This is a genomic window from Streptomyces sp. TBY4, from assembly GCF_024213195.1.
Lineage (GTDB): Bacteria > Actinomycetota > Actinomycetes > Streptomycetales > Streptomycetaceae > Streptomyces.
Genome location: NZ_JANAVF010000008.1, coordinates 175,527 through 196,640, shown reverse-complemented (window position 1 = coordinate 196,640; position 21,114 = coordinate 175,527). Strand labels below are relative to the sequence as shown.

Annotated in this window: 13 protein-coding genes; 7 read left to right on the top strand and 6 right to left on the bottom strand. The window is 70.3% G+C overall.

Going from position 1 to position 21,114, the window contains the following annotated elements; genetic code table 11:
- The first annotated feature begins 12 nt into the window (after positions 1–12).
- Positions 13–744 carry an MgtC/SapB family protein gene (locus NLX94_RS21120; RefSeq protein ID WP_254384548.1) on the top strand — a complete coding sequence of 244 codons (732 nt, stop codon included), beginning with the start codon at positions 13–15 and terminating at the stop codon, positions 742–744.
- Here NLX94_RS21120 and NLX94_RS21115 read toward each other — a convergent pair.
- From NLX94_RS21115 to NLX94_RS21095, 5 genes are all read right to left on the bottom strand, one after another.
- A complete protein-coding gene (locus NLX94_RS21115) occupies positions 737–1,666 on the bottom strand; it encodes a carbohydrate ABC transporter permease (protein ID WP_254384547.1) in 930 nt (309 codons plus the stop codon). The two genes, NLX94_RS21120 and NLX94_RS21115, sit on opposite strands and share 8 nt — an antisense overlap.
- Before the next feature lie 12 nt (positions 1,667–1,678).
- The gene (locus tag NLX94_RS21110; protein WP_254384546.1) at positions 1,679–2,623 is read right to left on the bottom strand and encodes a carbohydrate ABC transporter permease; all 945 of its coding nucleotides are present in this window, start codon (positions 2,621–2,623) and stop codon (positions 1,679–1,681) included.
- Between the two features lie 43 nt (positions 2,624–2,666).
- On the bottom strand, positions 2,667–4,118 hold the full coding sequence (gene ngcE, locus NLX94_RS21105; RefSeq protein ID WP_254384545.1) for an N-acetylglucosamine/diacetylchitobiose ABC transporter substrate-binding protein: 1,452 nt from the start codon (positions 4,116–4,118) through the stop codon (positions 2,667–2,669).
- Between the two features lie 305 nt (positions 4,119–4,423).
- Positions 4,424–7,153, bottom strand: a complete 2,730-nt coding sequence (gene acnA, locus NLX94_RS21100; RefSeq protein WP_254384544.1) for an aconitate hydratase AcnA — start codon at positions 7,151–7,153, stop codon at positions 4,424–4,426.
- A 139-nt stretch (positions 7,154–7,292) separates the two neighbouring features.
- Positions 7,293–8,417 (bottom strand): LacI family DNA-binding transcriptional regulator, encoded by a 1,125-nt coding sequence (locus NLX94_RS21095; protein ID WP_254384543.1) that lies wholly within the window; start codon positions 8,415–8,417, stop codon positions 7,293–7,295.
- Positions 8,418–8,517: 100 nt separating this feature from the next.
- Between NLX94_RS21095 and NLX94_RS21090 the strand changes: the two genes are divergently transcribed.
- From NLX94_RS21090 to NLX94_RS21080, 3 genes are all read left to right on the top strand, one after another.
- Entirely contained in the window at positions 8,518–10,467 is a 1,950-nt protein-coding gene (locus tag NLX94_RS21090) for an amidohydrolase (RefSeq protein WP_254384542.1), read from the top strand.
- Between the two features lie 205 nt (positions 10,468–10,672).
- Complete coding sequence (locus NLX94_RS21085) at positions 10,673–13,825, top strand: hypothetical protein (RefSeq protein ID WP_254384541.1); 3,153 nt, start codon at positions 10,673–10,675, stop codon at positions 13,823–13,825.
- The gene (locus NLX94_RS21080; RefSeq protein WP_254384540.1) at positions 13,825–15,669 is read left to right on the top strand and encodes a hypothetical protein; all 1,845 of its coding nucleotides are present in this window, start codon (positions 13,825–13,827) and stop codon (positions 15,667–15,669) included. The genes NLX94_RS21085 and NLX94_RS21080 overlap by 1 nt, the downstream gene beginning before the upstream one ends.
- 64 nt (positions 15,670–15,733) lie before the next feature.
- Here NLX94_RS21080 and NLX94_RS21075 read toward each other — a convergent pair whose 3' ends face one another.
- Positions 15,734–16,603 carry a haloalkane dehalogenase gene (locus NLX94_RS21075; protein ID WP_254384539.1) on the bottom strand — a complete coding sequence of 290 codons (870 nt, stop codon included), beginning with the start codon at positions 16,601–16,603 and terminating at the stop codon, positions 15,734–15,736.
- A 98-nt stretch (positions 16,604–16,701) separates the two neighbouring features.
- On the opposite strand from NLX94_RS21075, the gene NLX94_RS21070 reads away from it, so the two are divergent.
- The 3 genes from NLX94_RS21070 to NLX94_RS21060 all read left to right on the top strand — a co-directional run bounded on the left by NLX94_RS21070 (position 16,702) and on the right by NLX94_RS21060 (position 21,087).
- Positions 16,702–17,193, top strand: coding sequence for a MarR family winged helix-turn-helix transcriptional regulator (locus tag NLX94_RS21070; protein WP_254384538.1), 492 nt, complete (start codon positions 16,702–16,704; stop codon positions 17,191–17,193).
- Positions 17,194–17,271: 78 nt separating this feature from the next.
- Positions 17,272–18,801, top strand: a complete 1,530-nt coding sequence (locus tag NLX94_RS21065) for a UDP-N-acetylglucosamine 1-carboxyvinyltransferase (protein ID WP_254384537.1) — start codon at positions 17,272–17,274, stop codon at positions 18,799–18,801.
- Between the two features lie 117 nt (positions 18,802–18,918).
- On the top strand, positions 18,919–21,087 hold the full coding sequence (locus NLX94_RS21060) for a PQQ-binding-like beta-propeller repeat protein (RefSeq protein ID WP_254384536.1): 2,169 nt from the start codon (positions 18,919–18,921) through the stop codon (positions 21,085–21,087).
- The last annotated feature ends 27 nt before the right edge of the window (positions 21,088–21,114 follow it).

Below are 21,114 nucleotides of genomic sequence, written 5' to 3'. Positions count from 1 at the left end.
GGGAGAAGGCCGATGATGCTCACCGAATGGGAGATGGCCGGGCACCTGGTCGCGGCGCTCGGATTCGGGGCGGTCATCGGCCTGGAACGGCAGTGGCGGGCCCGGATGGCGGGCCTGCGGACCAATGCCCTGGTGGCGGGCGGGGCCGCGCTGTTCGTACTGCTCTCGCAGTACGGGTTCATGAGCGAGGTCTCGGAGGTCCAGTACGACGGCTCGCGGGTCGCCGCCCAGATCGTCTCGGGGATCGGCTTCCTGGGCGCCGGCGTGATCATGCGCGACGGGCTCAGCGTCCGGGGCCTGAACACGGCCGCCACCCTGTGGTGTTCGGCGGCCGTGGGCTGTCTCGCGGGCACCGGGATGTTCGTCCTGGCGGCCTGCGGCACGGCGGGCGTGGTGGGGGCGAACCTCCTGCTGCGCCCGCTGGGCCGGCGGATGGACCGCGAGCCGGGGGGCGGGGCCGAGGTGGCCACCGACTTCCACTTCGAGGCCGTGTGCCTGGAGGCGGAGGAGGCCCACATCCGCCACCGGCTGGTCGACGCGCTGGGCCGGCCGGGCTACCAGCTGCGCTCGATCCGCAGCCAGGACGGCCCGGAGGCCGGCCTGGTCACGGTGTCCGCGCTGCTGACCGCCGAGGGCGAGGGGGGCCGGATGCTCGAGGAAGCCGTCAGCAACCTCTCTCTCGACCCCTCCGTCTCGGCGGTCAGCTGGTCGGTCGTGCCCGACCCCTCCGCCACCGCTACTTGATGGTGGCGGACGTCAGTCCCGCCTGGATCTGCCGCTGGAAGGACAGGTAGACCACCAGCATCGGGATCATCGCGATGGTCACACCGGCGAACAGCACCGGCAGGTCCGTCTCGTAGCCCATCTGGTACTGGAGCTGGATCAGGCCCTGGGTGAGCATGTAGCGCTCGGGGTCCGATCCGGTCTGCGGCTGCATCAGCACGGAGGGCAGGATGTACTGGTTCCACTGGCCCAGGACATTGAATATCCCGACGCTGATCAGGCCGGGCTTGGCCATCGGCAGCATCACCTGGAAGAAGACCCGGGTGTGGGAGGCCCCGTCGATCACCGCCGCCTCGTGCACGGCCGTCGGCAGCGTGCGGAAGAACGAGTGCATGAAGAAGACGGTGAAGGGCATCGAGTACGCCACGTACACGAGGACCAGGCCCTGGTACGAGTTGAGCATGTCCAGCCGCTTCACCATGAAGAACAGCGGGACGAGCGCCAGGAAGACCGGGAACATGGCCCCGCTGACGAAGAAGTAGTACACCGGCCGGTTCCCCCGGAAGGGGTAGCGGGCCAGGACGTACGCGGCCATCGAGCCGAGCAGCATCGTCAGCGGGACCGAGAACACCATCACGATGAGCGTGTTGGCGAAGTAGTCCCCGATGCCCTTGTCCCAGGCCCGCCCGAAGGCGTCGAAGTGCCAGTTGCTCGGCCAGCTCAGGGCCGAACTGCCGATCTGCACGTCGGTCTTGAAGGAGCCGAGCACCAGCCAGATCAGCGGCAGGACGATCAGTATCCCCCACACGGCGAGGAAGCCGTGCGAGAAGACGTTGAGCACCATGCCGTCGGAACCGCTCGTGTTCTTCCCGCGGGGCTGCCCGGTGGCGGCGGAGCGCTTCTCGGCCGCCGCCTCGCCCGGTGCTTTGATCACAGTGGTCATCGTGGTCTCCCGCTAGAACTCGACGTGCTCGCGGCGAGTGGCCCGCAGCGTGATGGCGGAGAGGATCAGGGTGAGGACGAGCATCACGACCCCCATGGCGCAGGCGTAGCCCGCATTGCCGAAGTAGAGGAAGTTACGCATCAGCACCGTCGCCATGACCTCGCTGTGGTGGTCCGGTCCGCCGCCGAACTGGCCCGAGGTCATGGTCGACACGAGGACGAACATGTCCATCGCGGCGATGCCCAGATAGACCGCGGAGGTCTGCACAGAATCCCACAGCAGGGGCAGCGTGACCTTGAAGAAGGTCTGGGCGCGCCCCGCGCCGTCGAGCAGCGCGGCTTCGTAGATGTCCTTGGGAACCGACTGCATCGCGGCCGAGAAGAGGACCAGGTAGAAGCCGACCCCGTGCCAGACGACCACCAGCAGCAGGCACCAGAGGACGAAGTTGGGCTCGTTGAGCCATTCGATGGGGTGGGACGGGTCCACCAGGCCCAGTTTCGTGAGGAAACCGTTCAGCAGACCCCCCTCGTCACTGCGGTACACGGCTCCGAAGAGCACCGCGAGGATGGCGAGGGAGAGGACCTGCGGGAAGAAGTAGATCACCTTGTAGAGGGCGGAGCCCGCCACCCCCTGGACCCCGCCGGCTCCGCTGCGCCCGCCGGCGTTCAGCATGAAGGCGAAGAACAGGGCGATGAGGATGGTGATCGTCGGGACGAACACCAGGAGCAGCAGGTTGTTCAGCAGTGCGCCGCCGAAGACCTCGTCCTTCAGCAAGGCCGAGTAGTTGTCCAGCCCGACGAAGTCGAAAGTCGGAGACTGACCCGTCCAGTTGGTGAAGGAATAGCCGAACGTCTGAATGTACGGCCAGATGACAAAGGTCAGGTACAGCGCAAGGGGCAGGATGAGGAAGCCGGCGATGAAGCCGCCCCGCCCCTTGCTGTTCGCTACGTGGCTCATGGTGTCCGTCCCTGGTGTTTCCGGGTGCCCGGTGGACGCGGTGTCAGCTGCGCTTGTTGTTCTTGGCGTTCGGGTCCTGAGTCGCCTTGTTTACCGCAGCCTGGGCCCGCTTGATCCATTCCTTGGGCTGGATGCGCTTGGCCATCAGCTCATTGGACGCGTTCTGGATCTCGGTGTCCATCTCGCTGTACCAGTCCGGGTAGCGGTAGTTGAAGGTGCCTTCCCCGGCCGCCTTGAGCGCCGCCACGGCCGACTGCGTGCCCGAGCGGAGCTTGACCGCCGGGTCCACGCCGTCCTTGAGGACGGTGAGGGAGTTGGCCTGCTGGGCGAAGAGGGTCGACCATTCGCGCGACAGCATCGAGCGGAGGAACTCCAGGCCACCGGCCTTGTTGGCGGCCTTCTCCGGGACGATGAAGGGCTCGCCGGCGCCTGCGCGGATGGCCTCGAGGGGCAGCTTGCTGTCCGGCAGCAGCGGCATCGGCAGGAACTGCATGTCGAAGTCTTCCGGGGTCTGCTTGAGCTGCTCGTTCTCCAGCCAGGAACCGGAGGGGATGAAGGCGGCCTTGTACTGGTTCCACTGGGTCTGGGACTCGGTGTGCGTCAGGCCGTTGGTGCCCGGCAGCAGCAGGTCCTTCTCGACCAGCTCGTAGACCGCCTCGACGGCCTCCAGCGCGACTGGGTTGTCCGCGAAGGCGTTCGGCTGCAGGTTGTCGATCGCCTTCATGGCATCCAGGCCGCCCTTCTTGGCGATCAGGTCCATGATGGCGACGTTGATGTAGTACGGGTGCTTGCCCTGGTGGGCCAGACCGCCGATGCCGGCCGCCTTGGCCTTCTGGCAGATGTCCATGAACTCGGCCCAGGTCTTGGGCGGGGTCCAGCCCTTCTCCTTGAAGAGCTTGCCCGAGTACCACAGGCCCCAGACGGTGTAGACGTACTGCAGCGCGACGAACTTGCCGCCGATCATGCCGCTTTCGACGGTCCCGGGCATCAGCGTGTCCCGGACCTTCTTGGACGGGTCGTCGAGCGACGGGGCGTCGAGGACCACGGTGAGGTCGGCGAGCTGGTTGCCCTTGGCGAGCACGTCCAGCTTGATCTGCTGGGCGCCGGAGTCGTCGACGACGTCCGGCGGGTTGCCGCCGTTGAAGCGCGGCTGCAGCTTGGAGGTGATCTCCTGGGTGGCGAGGTGCGAGGAAGTGGTGCCCCACTTCTTGTCGAACGCCGCCTCCCACGCCTTGGCGTAGTCGTCGCCGTAGCCGCCCTTGAAGACGACCACGTCGAGCTTGCCGCCCTTGGCGACGCCGAAGGGGTTCTCCTTGGTGACGGCCACCTTGGACTCGTTGCCCTTGGTCGTCTCGTCGGAGCCGGAAGCGCAGGCGGACAGGAAGCTCATCGTCGGTACGGCGATCAGTCCGAGTGCCGCGGAGCGCTTGATCAGGTCCCGGCGGCCGAAGCCCTCACCGTTGCTGCGCTCGCCGTGGGCGGAGGTGGATCCCATGCTCAAGTCCTCGCCTTCGTCAGGAGTGTGAAGGAGGAAGGAAAGTGCGACTGCTGCCGCCCAGCGGACATCACCGCAGGTCCCCGCCGTCCCCCCGTCCGGGGCCGCTCGTTTCGCGGTGACCCGGACGGGCACAGGTATAGTCCACTTCCGCTCCTGTGAGCAAGATCATGTACCGGTATGGGCCCCGGCTTTTCCGAGTTGAGACCTCACCGTCACCTGAGCCGGACCGTCGGAGCCGCCCGCAGAAACGGAAGGGCCGTACCCCCTTAACGGAGGTACGGCCCTTTGGTGCCGGTATGGGATCAGCCGCGGATGAGGTTGCGGAGCACGTACTGCATGATGCCGCCGTTGCGGTAGTAATCCGCCTCGCCCGGGGTGTCGATGCGGACGACCGCGTCGAACTCCACGCCCGTGTCGGTGGCCACCTTGACGGTGCGCGGGGTGGTGCCGTTGTTCAGCTCCTCCACACCGGTGAAGGAGAAGGTCTCCTCGCCGGTGAGGCCCAGCGAGGCCGCCGTGACGCCCTCGGGGTACTGCAGGGGCAGGACGCCCATGCCGATCAGGTTGGAGCGGTGGATGCGCTCGTAGGACTCGGCGATGACGGCCTTGACGCCGAGCAGCGCGGTGCCCTTGGCGGCCCAGTCGCGGGACGAGCCCGAGCCGTACTCCTTGCCCGACAGGATGACCAGCGGGATGCCGGCGGCCTGGTAGTTCTGCGAGGCGTCGTAGATGAAGGAGACCGGGGCGCCCTCGACGGTGAAGTCGCGGGTGAAGCCGCCTTCGGTGCCCGCCGCGATCTGGTTGCGGAGGCGAATGTTGGCGAACGTACCGCGGATCATGACCTCGTGGTTGCCGCGACGGGAACCGTACGAGTTGAAGTCGCGGCGCTCGACGCCGTGCTCCGTGAGGTACTTGCCGGCCGGGGTGTCGGCCTTGATCGCACCGGCCGGGGAGATGTGGTCGGTGGTGACCGAGTCGCCCAGCTTCGCCAGCACGCGCGCGCCGGCGATGTCGGAGACCGGGGTGGTCTCCATCGTCATGCCCTCGAAGTAGGGGGGCTTGCGCACGTAGGTGGACTGCGGGTCCCACTCGAAGGTGTTGCCGGTCGGGATCGACAGCGCCTGCCACTGGGCGTCGCCCGCGAAGACGTCCTGGTAGGACTTGCTGAACATGTCCTCGCCGATCGCGTTCGCGACGACGTCGTTGACCTCGGCCTCGGAGGGCCAGATGTCCTTCAGGAAGACCGGGTTGCCCTCGGTGTCGACGCCGATGGCGTCCTTGGTGATGTCCACCTTCATGGAGCCCGCGATGGCGTACGCGACGACCAGCGGCGGGGAGGCCAGGTAGTTCATCTTGACGTCGGGGTTGATGCGGCCCTCGAAGTTGCGGTTGCCCGAGAGCACCGAGGTGACCGCCAGGTCGGCATCGTTGATCGCCTTGGAGATCTCCTCCTCCAGCGGACCCGAGTTGCCGATGCAGGTGGTGCAGCCGTACCCGACGAGGTTGAAGCCCATCTTGTCGAGGTACGGGGTCAGGCCGGCCTTGTCGAAGTAGTCGGTGACGACCTTCGAGCCGGGGGCCAGGGTGGTCTTGACCCACGGCTTGCGGGCGAGGCCCTTCTCGACGGCCTTCTTCGCCACGAGCGCCGCGGCGACCATGACGTAGGGGTTCGAGGTGTTGGTGCACGAGGTGATCGCGGCGACGGTGACGGCGCCGTGGTCGATCTCGAAGGAGGTGCCGTCGGCCAGGGTCACCGGGGTGGGCTTGGAGGGCACACCGTTGGAGGACGCCGGGGAGTCGGAGGCCGGGAAGGACTCCTTGCCCGACTCCTCGTCGTCGTTGACGTAGTTGCGCACGTCCTGGGCGAACTGCTGCGAGGCGTTGGCGAGGACGATGCGGTCCTGCGGGCGCTTCGGGCCGGCGATGGAGGGGACGACCGTGGAGAGGTCGAGCTCCAGCTTCTCGGAGAAGTCCGGCTCGGCGGCCGGGTCCAGCCACAGGCCCTGCTCCTTGGCGTACGCCTCGACCAGGGCGACCTGCTGGGCGTCGCGGCCCGTCAGGCGCAGGTACTTCAGCGTCTCGTCGTCGATCGGGAAGATCGCGGCGGTGGAGCCGAACTCCGGCGACATGTTGCCGATGGTGGCGCGGTTCGCGAGGGAGGTGGCGGCGACGCCCTCACCGTAGAACTCGACGAACTTGCCGACGACGCCGTGCTTGCGGAGCATCTCGGTGATGGTCAGCACGAGGTCGGTGGCGGTGGTGCCGGTGGGCAGCTCGCCGGTCAGCTTGAAGCCCACGACGCGCGGGATCAGCATGGAGACCGGCTGGCCGAGCATCGCGGCCTCGGCCTCGATGCCGCCGACGCCCCAGCCCAGTACGCCCAGGCCGTTGACCATCGTGGTGTGCGAGTCGGTGCCGACGAGGGTGTCGGGGTACGCCTGGCCGTTGCGGACCATGACCGTGCGGGCCAGGTGCTCGATGTTGACCTGGTGGACGATGCCGGTGCCCGGGGGGACGACCTTGAAGTCGTCGAAGGCGGTCTGGCCCCAGCGCAGGAACTGGTAGCGCTCCTTGTTGCGGCCGTACTCCAGCTCGACGTTCTGGGCGAAGGCGTCCGCCGTGCCGAACTTGTCGGCGATGACCGAGTGGTCGATGACCATCTCGGCGGGCGAGAGCGGGTTGATCTTCGCCGGGTCGCCGCCGAGGGCCTTCACGGCCTCGCGCATGGTGGCGAGGTCCACGACGCAGGGAACGCCGGTGAAGTCCTGCATGATCACGCGGGCCGGCGTGAACTGGATCTCCTCGCTGGGCTGGGCCTGCGAGTCCCAGTTACCGAGCGACCGGATGTGGTCGGCGGTGATGTTCGCGCCGTCCTCGGTACGGAGCAGGTTCTCCAGCAGGACCTTCAGGCTGTAGGGAAGGCGGGCGGAGCCCTCGACCTTGTCCAGCTTGAAGATCTCGTACGACTCGTCGCCCACCTGCAGCGTGCTGCGGGCGTCGAAGCTGTTCGCCGACACGACAGTCTCCTTCATGCATGAATTCGCGCGTATTGCCGCAATCCTGCCGCGAGGCACTCTGGCCTTTCCGCTAAGGTGAGGCTAAGTTAGGTAACCCTTACCAGCGGGGCGGCTGCGGCACGTCCGGGGCAGATATCTCGATGTCGAGATAACTCTAGTACATGCCGGGGCGCCGGGACGAGGCACGCACCCTCAGCGCCGCCGGAACGACTCGTCGGCCGGGCGATTCCGCATGTCCGGATTCGATGAGCTTGACCAGGGACGAAACCGCAGATTCCGCGATCCGCTCCGGATCGAAGGTGACGGTGGTCACGGAGGGTTCGTTCTCGGCGTACGCCGGATCCTCGCTGGCACAGACCAGGAGCAGGCCCTCGGAGCCTTCCGGTCCCCCGGACCCGCCCGGTTCCCCGGGTCCCTCCGGTCCCCCAGGTACCCCTGGTCCCCGGCCCGGAATGCCGATGCCGTGCCGCGCGGCGGCGGCCAGCACCTGCCGGCCCCCCGGGTCGTACACGCAGTAGACGGCGTCCGGCCGGTCCGGCCCCGCGAAGGCGGGGTCGAAGGCGTGCCCGGCGCCGTCATTGGGGTCGAAGGGGATGACGAGCGGATCCCGGCCCCGCTCGGCGCACCAGTGTTCGTAGGCCGAGGTGACGGCCCCGGTGTAGAACTCCCGGCCGTAGCCCGCGTGCAGGGCGATCCGCCGGGCGCCGGACTCCGCGAGGTGGTCGAGCACCTCGCGGGTGGTGGCGGTGTGGTCGTTGTCCACCCATATGTCGTCCGGCCGCGGATCGACCGGGGGCCCGTCGAAGACCACCGGAAGCCCCCGCGCCCGCAGTGCGCGCAGCACCGGGTCGTCGGCCGGACTGTCCAGCAGCAGCATCCCGTCCACCGCCAGGGTGTGCCACAGCGGCTCGGCCCCGCGGTCGGCGGGCAGCGTGGTCAGGGCGTAGCCGTGGGCGTGCGCGGCCGAGGTTGCGGCGAGGAGCAGCCGCGCGTAGTAGGCGATCCGCGCGAAGTCCCAGGCGTAGCCGGCGTACGTGGTCACCGCGATGCCCAGGCTGCGGTTGTGCGGGCCGCGCCGGGCTCCGTAGCCGAGGGCGCCGGCGACCTCGCGCACCCGGCGCCGGGTGGACTCGCCGAGCCGGCCGGTGCCGTTGAGCGCGTGGGAGACGGTCGCGGTGGAGACCTCGGCGGCGCGGGCGATGTCGGCGAGGGTCGGACCGGGGACCGGAGCGGGCGGGGGCATCGGGACATGTCCGGATGCGTGGAGGGGGGCGGGCACGGCGCCATCGTACGGATTCCGTCGCTGGGGGTGCCTTGTGGTTAAGCCCTTAATCAAACAGCGTCCTCGCCACGGCCCCGCCTCGACGTTTGGAGTGTGCATGCAGTCTTCTCCTTCCCCCCGGTCGCCCCTGTCCTCCCGGTCCCCGCTGTCGCGCCGGGGGCTCCTCGCGGCCGCCGGAGCGGCGGGCGCCGCGGGTCTGCTGGGCGCGGGACCCGCCGCGGCCGCCCCCGCCGCCTCCGCCCCGACCGCCGGCGGGCGGAACTCCGCCGCGCTCGTGGTCCGCAACGCCTCGGTGTTCACCGGCACCGACCGGCGGGGGCCCGTACGGGCCGTCGCGGTCGGCCGGGACGGAAAGATCCTGGCCACCGGGACCGACGCCGCGCTGCGCCGGTACGTGGGCCGGGACACCGAGGTGGTCGACGCCGGCGGCAACACCGTGATGAGCGGGATCCACGACGGGCACGTGCACCCGCTCGGGGCCGGCGAGCGCTCGCTGTCCCCCTCGCTGGACGGTGCGGAGACCACCCCGGCCGAGCTCCTGGAGATCCTGACCGGCTTCCTCGCCGACACCGGCGGCGCCGGCGCCGAGCCCGACGGCTGGCTGGTGGTGGAGGACTGGAACCCGGTCGGACTGCTCCCCACGGGCACCGCTCCGCACCACTCGGTGCTGGACGCCCTCCCGACCCGGCGGCCGGTCGTCCTGGTCGGCGGCGACGGGCACAACCTGTGGGCCAACCGGCGGGCGCTGGACATCGCCGGGATCACGGCGGCCACGCCCGACCCGGTCGGCGGCAAGGTGGTCAAGGGTGCGGACGGACAGCCGACGGGCGTCCTCAAGGACGACGCCCAGGGACTGGTCAAACGGCACATACCGGAGCACACCCTTGCCGAACTGGTCGCCGCGTGCGCCGCGGTGCTGGACCTGGCGGCCGCCTCCGGGGTCACCACGATGATGGACGCCCTGGTGGGGCGGCACGAACTGGAGCTGTACCGGGCGCTCTCCGCGGCGGGCCGGCTGCCGCAGCGGATCGTCCCGGCGATCCGGCTGGACGCCGAGCAGGCCAAGGACCCGGCGGCCTCGCTGGCGTACGCGCGCGGCCTGCGGCGGGAGTTCGGGGAGGTGCGGGGGCTCCGGTTCGGGATGATCAAGGTCTTCCTGGACGGGGTCATCGAGTACCCGGCGCAGACCGCCGCCCTGCTGGAGCCGTACCTCGACGGGAACGGCAGGCCGACCGCCAACCGGGGCGAGCTCTACACCTCGGCGGCGGAGTACGGCCGGCTCAGCGCCGCCTTCAACGGGGCGGGCTGGCAGATGCACGCCCACGGGCTCGGGGACCGGGCGGTACGCACCGCCCTGGACGGGTACGCGTACGCCCGGCGGGCCACCGGGCAGCGGGACGCCCGCAACGCGGTGGCGCACCTGCAGCTCGTGGACCCCGCGGACCTGCGGCGCTTCGCGCAGCTGGGGGTCACGGCGTGCATGCAGCTCCAGTGGGCCGTACGGGACACCTGGACGGTGGAGGCGCTGCTCCCCTACATCGGGCCCGAGCGGCACCGGTGGCTGTACCCGGCGCGCAGCCTGGAGAAGGCGGGCGCACGGCTGGCGGGCGGTTCGGACTGGCCGGTGGACGCCCTCCAGGTGTGGAACCAGCTCCGGACGGCGATCGACCGGCAGGGGGCGCACGGGGCCGGCGCGCTGTACCGGGAGCGGGAGGCGCTGAGCCGGGAGACCACCCTGCGCATGCACACCTCGGGCACCGCCTGGCAGCTCCGCCAGGAGGGGCTGACCGGCACCGTGGAGGTGGGCAAGGCGGCGGACCTGGTGCTCCTGGACCGGGACGTGACGCGCTGCCCGGTGGCCGACATCAGCGGAACGGGCGTACGGATGACCCTGGTCGGCGGCCGGGTGGTGCACGAGGCGGACTCCGCCTCGGGCCGGGCGGCTTCGGCCCGGCTGGCCCGCGCCGAAGCAGCGGGCGCGCGCCCGGCCTCGTACGCGTCGGTCCACGGCGGCGGGAAGGGGCGGCACCACGCCTGCGGGCACTGAGGCCTTGCGGGCGCCGAGGTCTGCGGGCGCTGAGGCCTGCGGGTGCTGAGGTCTGCGGGTGCTGAGGTCTGCGGGTGCTGAGGGGTCAACTCCGGTTCCCATTCTCACCTTTTGGGGTGGAGATATCGGTAGCGGAGCGTGGTGGAGGCGGTTCCCGAGCACACACACGGTGACAGATTGTGACGACTGCCCGTGGGGGGACACCATGGAACCGCTCTTCCGCATCGCGCTCATGCGTCCGCCGGTCAGCCAGGACCCGGCCCGTGCGAGCATCCCGCTCGCCCAGACCTCGGACCTGCAGACCGCGCTGGCCGCGGCACCGTCCACACCCGACCCCCGGGCCGCGGCCCGGACGGCCGCGGGCGCCTTCGCCGCCTCCGCCCGCTTCCTGGGTGACCCGGCCCGGACCCCGCTGGCCGCCGCGACCGCCGCCTTCGGCGCCGCGCTGGACTCCTTGGCCGGTCCGGTGCAAGCGGAGGAGGCCACGGGCCCCGGGATCCCGCTGCGCCGCTCCGTGCTGAACGCGGTGCGCGACGCGTACGGCGGGACCCCGGAAACCGTGGTGGCCGGCAGCGAGTTCAAGGAGGCCCTGGCCCGGCTGCGGGACAGCCTGCTGGCCATCAAGTACCTGCCGGACCAGCACGGGCGGCCCATCGAGGAGCTGACGCGCCAGCTGCGCCATCTGGAACTGGTGGTCCAGCTGACGCGCACCACCGAGCTGCCGGCCTTCCCCGCCACCCCGCAGGAGCTGCGCCGCGCCCGGCTCCGCTCGGTGGAGCTGCCCCGGGCCACCGGGCTGGATCCGGCCCTGTCCACGGTGGAAGCGGCCCGGCGCCAGCGCGCCAAGGAGCTGGAGAAGGCCACCGCCCGGCAGCAGCGGGCCGGGGAACTGCTCAGCGGGCACAGCAGGCTGCGCGGCGCCGTCGCGGAGCTGGTCGCGCTCACCGGGGACAGCTTCCAGGCCCCTGCGCAGCACGGGGACGCAGCGGTGCTGCCGCCCGCGGCGCCCACGGACGAGCTGCTGAGGCAGATCGACTTCCACGGCAAGCTCGCCGCCGCCAACCTGCGGGCCCTGGAGATCCGCGGCGGGGGCCCGCCGGCCGTGGCCGATCCGGAGCCGCAGCCCCAGCCGCAGGCCCCTTCGCTGACCGGGGCCGCGCAGCTCGCCGGAGAGCTGTTCGTGGCCAAGCCGGACCTGCTGGACGGCAAGCTGCAGTTCATCGCCCCGCTGCTCGCCGCGACCACCTTCCGGCTCAACGAGACGGGGGCCGGCCGCCTGTCGGACGGGACCCGGACCCTGGTCACCGACCGGGGCATCGATCTGACCGGGGAGCCGCTGGACCGGATCGTGGCCTATCTGGTGGACGAGGTGGAGGCGCTCGGCTCGGAGCTGGACACCCTCTACGGCGAGCCGACGCGGCGCAGCGTCAAACGGGTCGGGGACGCCCTGGTCACGGTGTCCACCCCGCTGCCCTCCGCCTGGACCGCCCTGGTGGTGGGCGAACCCGACGCCGACGTGAAGGTCCCGCTCGGGGACCCGCGCGTACCGGCGAGCCGGGGGCGGGTCGAACCGGCCGGGATGGCCGATCTGCTGCTCGTGCGCCAGCAACTGATCGGGTACGAGGCGGCCGACGTGGCCCACATCGAGAACGTCCTGCGGGGCGAGAGCAAGCAGCGCGAGCACACCCGGCGCCAGGAGACCGAGCAGCTCACCTACCGCGAGACGGAGGTGACCACCTCCGAGGAGCGGGAGCTGCAGTCCACCGACCGCTTCGAGATGACCAAGGAGTCCAGCGAGGTCATCAAGGAGGACGCCGCCCTCAAGGCGGGGCTGACGATCTCCGGCAAGTACGGGCCCACCGTGGAGTTCTCCGCCTCGGCGGAGGGGTCCGTCTCCCGCTCCAAGGAGGAGGCCACCAAATCGGCCTCGACCTTCGCCCGGGACGTCACGGACCGCAGCTCCAGCCGTATCGCCGAGCGGGTCCTGGACCGCACGTCGCTGCGCGTCACGACGGAGGTCACTGAGAAGAACACCCACGGCATCGACAACAGGAACGGCATCGGCCACATCTCGGGCGTCTACCAGTGGGTCAACAAGGTCTACGAGGCGCAGATGTACAACTACGGCCTGCGCACCATGTTCGACTTCATGATCCCGGAGCCCTCGGCGTTCCTGGTCCACTCCCTCCAGTCGGCGCACGCCAGCGCGGTCGATCTGGTGAAGCCGCCGGAGTTCCCGCTGCGCCCGAACCGGATCAGCGAGTACAACTACCCCTTCTGGGTCCGCGCCTACGGTGCGACGGACGTCTCCCCGCCTCCCGAGCCGTACCGGACGAAGTCCTTCGACTTCAAGGCGGGCGGCGGGGACAGCAAGACCAACTACAGCCATTCCGGCCAGATCACGATCGATGACGGCTACCAGGCGGTGCACGCCTCCGTCGGCAAGGTGGCCACCCTCTGGTCGTCGGACTACGCCCTGGACGTGGTCGTCGGGCGCCGCGCGCACCGGTTCAAGAACGATGGCACGTGGGTGTGGACCACCGCGCTGGACGACGAGCGGGACTCGGTCGCGGTTTCCCTCGTGAGTTTCCGGGCGGCCCACATCGCGGTCGCCATCGAGGTCAAGTGCCGGCGGACGGCGCGGGCGATGGAGAAGTGGCGCCTGGAGACCCACGCGAAGCTCACCACGGCCTACCGGGCCCGGCTCGCGGAGTACGAGTCGAAGCTCGCCGAGCTCCAGCTCCAGGCCGGGGTGGCGATCCGGGGCCGCAATCCGGCGGCGAACCAGGAGCTGATCGCGGACGAGCTGCGCAAGAACTGCGTCAGCGTGCTGACGGAGCAGCACTTCGACCTCTTCGACGCCATCGACACGGGGGCGCGGAAGATTCCGCAGATCGACGTCTGGGAAGCCGCCGGCGAAGGGGCGTACGTCCGCTTCTTCGAGCAGGCCTTCGAATGGGAGCACCTGACCTGGGTGGCCTACCCGTACTTCTGGGGGCGCAAGGACGAATGGGGCGAGCGGCTGTCCTACGAGGACCCCGATCCGGTGTTCAACCAGTTCCTCAAAGCCGGGTACTGCCGCGTGACCGTCCCCGTCAGGCCCGGGTTCGAGGGGGCCATCGACCACTACATGAACTTCGGGGAGCTCTGGCAGGGCGGGCCGCTGCCGGCCATCACCAGCCCGCTCTACCTGTCGATCGCGGACGAACTGGCCGAGCGGCTGGACCGTCCCGGCGCGGAGGTGCCGCAGGGGGAACCGTGGCAGGTGCGCATCCCGACGACCCTGGTGCACCTGAGGCCGGACGACACCCTGCCCAAGTGGGTCAAGAACCCGGACGGGGAGTGGGTGGAGCGCTGATGGCCAGGGTGAATGTCACCGCGCACCTGCGGGAGATCGCCGCCGTGGAGAGCGCGATGCGGATCGGGCTCCAGGGCAACGGCAGTGCCGCGCTGGTCGGGACGGCTCGGCTCGGCTCCCAGCTGATGCACGAGCACGTCACGCGCCGGCCCGACCAGGTGGCGGTCTTCCCGGGTGGCCCGGACGGGTGGCGGCGGTACTGGCTGGGGCAGGCCGAGCGGGACCTGACCCCGTGGGAAGCGGACGAGGCGACCCGCAAGGCCTACGCGGCCAAGCGGGAGGAGTACGCCCGGTTCTGCGACCGGCTGGAGAAGGACCCGATCTGGCGGACCCACGTGGTCGTGGACAGGTTCGAGGGCAAGAGCTACCTCATCGAGGACAACCGTGCGGTCCGCACGATCATGGCGGGGGTGGCCAGGTCCTACTTCACCTGGTTCCTCGAACATCCCCCGGACCGGCTGTTCCTCCAGCTCAGCGCGCGGGCATCGTTCCGGGACTTCCTGGACGAGCGGCCGGATGTGCTGTCGGCGCTCCGCTTCGCCCAGCGGCTGCCCGCCGACTACAACCCGCCGCAGGACGTGGAGATCAAACGGCCGGAGCTGGTCGAGATGGTGGAGCTGGCCATCGCGATCCTCCCGATCGTGGGCAACGCGGTCACCGGGTACGAGGTGGTGAACGCACACGATCTGTTCGGATACCGGCTGACCGATCTGGAGCGGGCGATCATGGCCGCGACGATCCTGCTGCCCGTGGCGGGCCGGCTGGTCAAGGCGGGCCGCCTCGTCTACTCGGAGGTGCGGCTGACCCGGATGTTCGGCGAGGAGGTCCAGGGCTGGCGCCTCGCCATCGCCGCGGACGCCCGCGCCTCCGCCAACCCGGCGGTCCTGCACGCCGTCAACCAGGCGGCGGAGGATCTCCGGCTGGGCAAGCGGATCGCTACCGCGCTGGCCAAGGAGCTGGCCGAGTCCCTGCCCAGACTGGTCAGAGGGGTGATCCGGGCCGTCGTCGAACACGAGGCCCGGGTCGTGGCGCTGCTGGCGAAGCTGTCCAAGCAGTTCCCGGCCCTGGCGAAACTCGACGCCCCGTCCCTGCTGAGGGTGCTGCGCAAAGGGCCGAACGTGAGCAATATGAAGGGCCAGCTGCTGGAGGAGCTGCTGGAGACCCGGGTGCTGTCGTGGCTGCGTGACCCGGCGGGCCTTGCCGCGCTGGGCGTCAAGGCGCCGCGGGGGAAGAGGCTCGACTTCGTCCCCGGACACCTGCTGCTCGGCCGGGACGGCAAGGGCATCACCGACGGGATGCTCGTGTACTGGGAGAAGGACGTGATGGTGCCCGTCGCGGTCTTCGAGTCCAAGGCGGGCAAACAGAGCGCGGTGGGCCGGCTCCACCTCGGATCCGGCGACGACGAGCTGTCGGCGGACGCAGTGCTCGAGTTCGTGGCCGCGGTGAAGGACGAGCTCCGCGATCGGGCCCTGCTGGCCGAGGCCGAGGGCAGACCCTTCACCGCGACGTTCGAGGAGGTGGCGAGCGAGTTCGGGAAGAACGAGAAGCTCGGTCAGATCCAGCGGGACATCGAGCGCCTGTCGGCCAACGACATACCCGGTCGGGCCGGCCTCACCCGCATCCTCGTCGGGGGGCGGCTGGTACCGGTCCGCTTCGACCAGGCGAAGGTGAAGTTCTTCGGAGTGGTGCTGCGGGGCTCCCGCACCGCCCCGACCGAAGCGGCGATGAAAGCCCTGAAGCTGGACTTCGAGGTCATCGGGGTGGAACTGACCGACGCCGAGTTCAACAGGGCGGTGCAGGAGATGCTCCCCCTGTCCCGGGAGCTGGCGAAGGAACGGCTGTAGCGGATCCCCACGGGGGCGGCCGGACTCCGGGACGGTGGGACGGGCCCGCGGACGGGCCGGCGGCTCAGCCCGCAAGGCCGTGGCGCGCGGCCCAGGCCGTGACGGCGGCGGCAATCTCCTCGGGCCGGTCCTCCGGGCAGAGGTGGGCCGCCGGGCCGCAGTACTCGGTCTCCAGCGCGGAGATGTTCTCCTGGCTCCACGCGACCAGCTCGGGGCCCACCATCAGCGCGGGCGAGCCGTCGAAGGTGAGCAGGAGCTTGGGCACCTGCGGGCTGGCGGCCAGCCAGGCGTCGTACTCCTCGACCCGGGCGACGACGTCCGCCGGTTCGCCGCCGATCGGCAGGGATCGGGCGAAGCGGAGCAGGGGGAGCCGGCTCTCCGGGGTCGGGTAGGGGGCGGCGTAGACGGCGTGGTCGGCCTCGCCCATCGGGTTCAGCACCGTCTTGCCGATGCTGTCCTCGATGAAGAGGTTCCGCTCCAGGATCATCTCCTCCCCCACCCCCGGGGTACGGATCGCCTCGAACCGGGCGCGGGCGGCGGGCGGGTACTCCTCCCAGCTCATCGGCCGCAGGATCGTCTCCATGAAGGCGAGCCCGCGGATCCGCTCCGGGTGCCGGGCGGCGTGGTCGAAGGCGAGCGCCCCGCCCCAGTCCTGGCCGACCAGGACGGCCCCGTCGAGGCCGAGGGCGTCGAACCAGGCGTCGAGGTAACGGGCGTGGTCGGCGAAGCGGTACTCGCCGCCGGGCTTGCCGGAGCGGCCCATCCCGATGAGGTCGGGGGCGAGGACGCGGACCCGGCCCCCGATCCGGGGCAGGACGCCCCGCCACAGGTGGGAGGAGGTCGGGTTGCCGTGGAGGAAGACGAAGGGGACGCCGTCCGGGTCGCCGAGCTCTTCGTAGTACATCGTCGAGTCGAGTACGTCGATGACGGGCATGGGGAACCATCCGTTTCATTTCGTTGGCGCCACGAACGTTCGTGACACCAACGAACTTAAATCGTTAGTGCCACGAACGCAAGGGGTACGATCCCGCCATGACCACAGAAGAGGACCAGGGCACCTCCGCCCTCCCCGCACGCCTGCGCGAACTGCCCAGCCGGCTGCTCTCCCAGGCCTCGGCACACGCCACCCGGCTCGTCACCGAGGAGCTGGGCGCGGCGGACGCGCACAAATGGCATTACGCGACCCTGGCCGCCCTGGAGGAGTTCGGGCCCGCGAGCCAGGCGGCCCTGAGCGGCCGCACCGGCATCCACCGCAGCGACCTGGTCGCCGTCATCAACGAACTCGCCGCCCGCGAACTGGTCGAGCGCACCCCCGACCCCGTCGACCGGCGGCGCAACGTCATCACCCTCACGACCGCCGGGCGGCGCCGGCTGCACAAGCTGGAGCAACTGCTCGCCACGGCCCAGGAGGAGCTTCTGTCCCCTTTGTCCGAGACTGAGCGCGAGCAGCTCGTCGGCCTGCTCGGCCGGCTCGTCGCGCACCACGCACACGGCGGCCCCACCATGGGAGCTGACGACCGGTAACCCGGCGCCGGCATCCACCGACACCCGTCTGCCACACCCAGCGCGAGCGGCATCTCATATCTGAGATACGGTGCATCCATGGCAGACGACTACCTCGTACGCATCGGCAAGCTCATCCGTGACGCCCGGCAGCACCGGGGCTGGACACAGAGTCAGCTCGCGGACGCCCTCGGCACCAGCCAGAGTGCCGTGAACCGGATCGAGCGCGGCAACCAGAACATCAGCCTTGAGATGATCGCGCGCATCGGGGAAGCCCTCGACAGCGAAATCGTCTCCCTGGGCTACGCCGGCCCGATGCACCTGCGCGTGGTCGGCGGCCGCCGCCTGTCCGGTGCGATCGACGTCAAGACGAGCAAGAACGCGTGCGTGGCCCTGCTGTGCGCCTCACTGCTCAACAAGGGCCGCACGGTCCTGCGCCGGGTCGCCCGTATCGAGGAGGTCTACCGCCTCCTGGAGGTCCTGAACTCCATCGGCGTCCGCACCCGCTGGATCAACGACGGCGTCGACCTGGAACTCGTACCGCCGGCCCGCCTCGACATGGACGCCATGGACGCGGACGCGGCCCGCCGGACCCGGAGCATCATCATGTTCCTGGGCCCCCTCCTCCACCGGATGGACCACTTCAAGCTGCCCTACGCGGGCGGCTGCGACCTCGGCACCCGCACCATCGAGCCGCACATGATCGCCCTGCGCCGCTTCGGCCTGGACATCACCGCGACCGAGGGCATCTACCACGCCCAGGTCGAGCCCGGGATCTCCCCGGACCGCCCCATCGTGCTGACCGAGCGCGGGGACACCGTCACCGAGAACGCACTGCTGGCCGCCGCCCGGCACGACGGCACCACCGTCATCCGCAACGCCTCGTCCAACTACATGGTCCAGGACCTGTGCTTCTTCCTGGAGGCGCTCGGCGTCCGAGTGGACGGCGTCGGCACCACGACCCTCACCGTCCACGGCGTCCCGAACATCGACGTGGACGTGGACTACTCCCCCTCCGAGGACCCGGTCGAGGCGATGAGCCTGCTGGCCGCGGCGGTCGTCACGGAATCCGAACTCACCATCCGCCGGGTCCCGATCGAGTTCATGGAGATCGAGCTCGCGGTCCTGGAGGAGATGGGCCTCGACCACGACCGCTCGCCCGAGTACACCGCCGACAACGGCCGCACCCGCCTGGTGGACCTCACCGTCCGGCCCTCCAAACTCGAAGCGCCGATCGACAAGATCCACCCGATGCCCTTCCCCGGGCTGAACATCGACAACGTGCCGTTCTTCGCCGCCATCGCGGCCGTGGCCCAGGGCCAGACCCTGATCCACGACTGGGTGTACGACAACCGCGCCATCTACCTCACCGACCTCAACCGCCTCGGCGGCCGCCTCCAGCTCCTGGACCCGCACCGCGTCCTGGTCGAGGGCCCGACCCGCTGGCGCGCGGCGGAAATGATGTGCCCCCCGGCCCTCCGCCCCGCGGTGGTGGTCCTCCTGGCCATGATGGCCGCCGAAGGCACCTCGGTCCTGCGCAACGTCTACGTCATCAACCGCGGCTACGAGGAACTGGCGGAGCGCCTCAACTCGGTGGGCGCGCAGATCGAGATCTTCCGGGACATCTAGCCACCGGGTCGCCCCGGCAGGGGCTCCTCTCCGCTCGAAGGAGCGCGAAGAGCCCCTGACTAGGCGTTAACCTCTGGCCCTGGCCGCGTGCGGCGGCTGCGAACGGGGGCGTCGTCGGTGGGACTGGAACATGGGGATCCGCGGGCCGTGGGCGGGTACCGGCTGCTGGACCGGCTCGGCGTCGGCGGGATGGGAACGGTGTACCTGGCCCGGGGGACCGAGTCCGGGCGGCTGGTGGCCGTGAAGGTCGTACATCAGCAGTACGCCGACGACCGGGAGTTCCGGATCCGCTTCCGCCAGGAGGTGGCGGCGGCCCGCAGGGTGTCCGGCGCCTTCACCGCCCCCGTCGTGGACGCGGACCCGGAGGCGGAACGGCCGTGGATGGCCACGCTGTACACGCCCGGCCGCACCCTGGGCGCGGCGGTGCGCGACGGAGGACCCCTCTCGGGGGCTCCGCTACGGCAGTTGGCGGTCGGACTGATCGAGGCCCTGCGGGACATGCACCGGGTCGCGGTCATCCACCGGGACCTCAAACCGGACAACGTGCTCCTGACCGACGAGGGCCCGCGGGTGATCGACTTCGGGATCTCGCGCGCCGCCGGCCACCAGACCCTCACGGTCACGGGCCGGATCCTGGGGACTCCCCCGTACATGTCACCCGAACAGCTCTCCGCTCCGCACCGGGTGAAGGAGTCCTCCGACGTCTTCTCCCTCGGCGCGGTCCTCGTGTACGCCACCACCGGACACGGGCCCTTCGACGCCGGATCGCACTACATGACCGCCTACAACGTGGTCCACGAGCCGGCCGCGGTGGCCGAACTGTCGGGCACGGTCCGCGAGGTCGTCCAGTGGTGCCTGGCGAAGGACCCGGCGGAGCGGCCGACCCCGGACGAACTCCTGGAGGCGGTCAAGGCGGCGCCGGAGGAGGACTGGGGATCCCGGCTGCTCGCACCCGCGCCCGCCGGGGCCACCGGGTCCGACGAGGCAGTCGACACCGGTGCGTCGCCCGTCCCCGCAGGGCGGCTGCTCTCGCGGCGCGGCGCGCTGGCCTCCGGTGCGGCCGTGCTGGCGGGGGCGGCGGGCTTCGGTTCGTGGGCAGCGGGACTGTGGGACCGGGACGGCGGCGCCGGCACCGGTTCCTCGGGATCCCGTCCGTCCGGCGGGCCTTCCGCCGGGTCGTCCGCGCCCGCCCCGGTGGTGGCGGCGCAGGAGGCGGCGGCCGCCCTGAGGCCTACGGGCTGGGGCCTGTGGCAGCAGGAGCTGGGCCGACAGGACAAGCACGTCCGGTCTGCGCACACGTCAGCCTCGGTCCTGATGTGCGCCTCGTCCGGGCCGACGGGCCAGATTGCGGCCTTCGACACCAGGGACGGGCGCCGGCTGTGGGGACGCGATTCCCCTCGCGATGCGGAACTCCTGGGCCTCTCGCGGTCGGGTCGGCTCGCCTACTACACCGAGGGCGGCAGTGGCCAGATCCGGGACCGGGGCCGCATCTTTGCCGTCGAGGCCTCGAACGGCGCACCGGTGTGGTCGACTCCCACCGACTCGATCAATGCCATCGCCGACTCCCTCCGTACGTCCGACGTGGTCGTGGCGATCGGCACGAAAGGCACGATCTACGCCTGGAACTCGGAAACTGGCGAGCAGGCCTGGGAAGTGAAGATCGCAGGGCTTTCAAGCCGGCTGTACACCGCCCACGACCGGATCTTCTGCCTGGACGACGCCCCCTCTTCGGAGCAACGGCAGCTGCGGGAGCTCTCGCCCCGGGACGGAGGGCAACTGAGGGTCCAGAGCGCGGCCTCCATGTTTCCCCTGGCCTTCGGGGCCGACACCGTGCTCCTGCGCCGGCCCGACGGCACCGTGGTCCTCAGCGACTGGATGCGGGACCCGGTCGCCACGTCCTTGCCGGCCACCATGGGGTACACGGAGTCGGACGGCACCTTCTTCGGACTGGATCCGGACGGAACCCTGATCGCGGCCGACTCCCTGACCGGAAAGCAGCGGTGGGCGTCCAAGACTCTGCCTGCCGAGGCCATGGAGCTGAGGTTGGGCGGATCGCTGGTCCTGGACGGAGAGCGGATCTACGTCCCGAACGCGGACGGGAGCGTCCAGTGCTTCGCCGCGGGGAACGGCAGTCTCCTGTGGAAGTCCGCACCCCGGCCCGAGAGCGAGGGCATCGGCGTCTTCAGACCGACGATCGCGGTGCACGAAGGCACCGTCTACCTCGTGGCGCAGAGGAAGGTGCAAGCCCTGCGCCCACCGGAGTCCCCGGAGCCCGGAAGCCCGTAGGGCGAGATGCGGCCGGTGCGCCGGGCC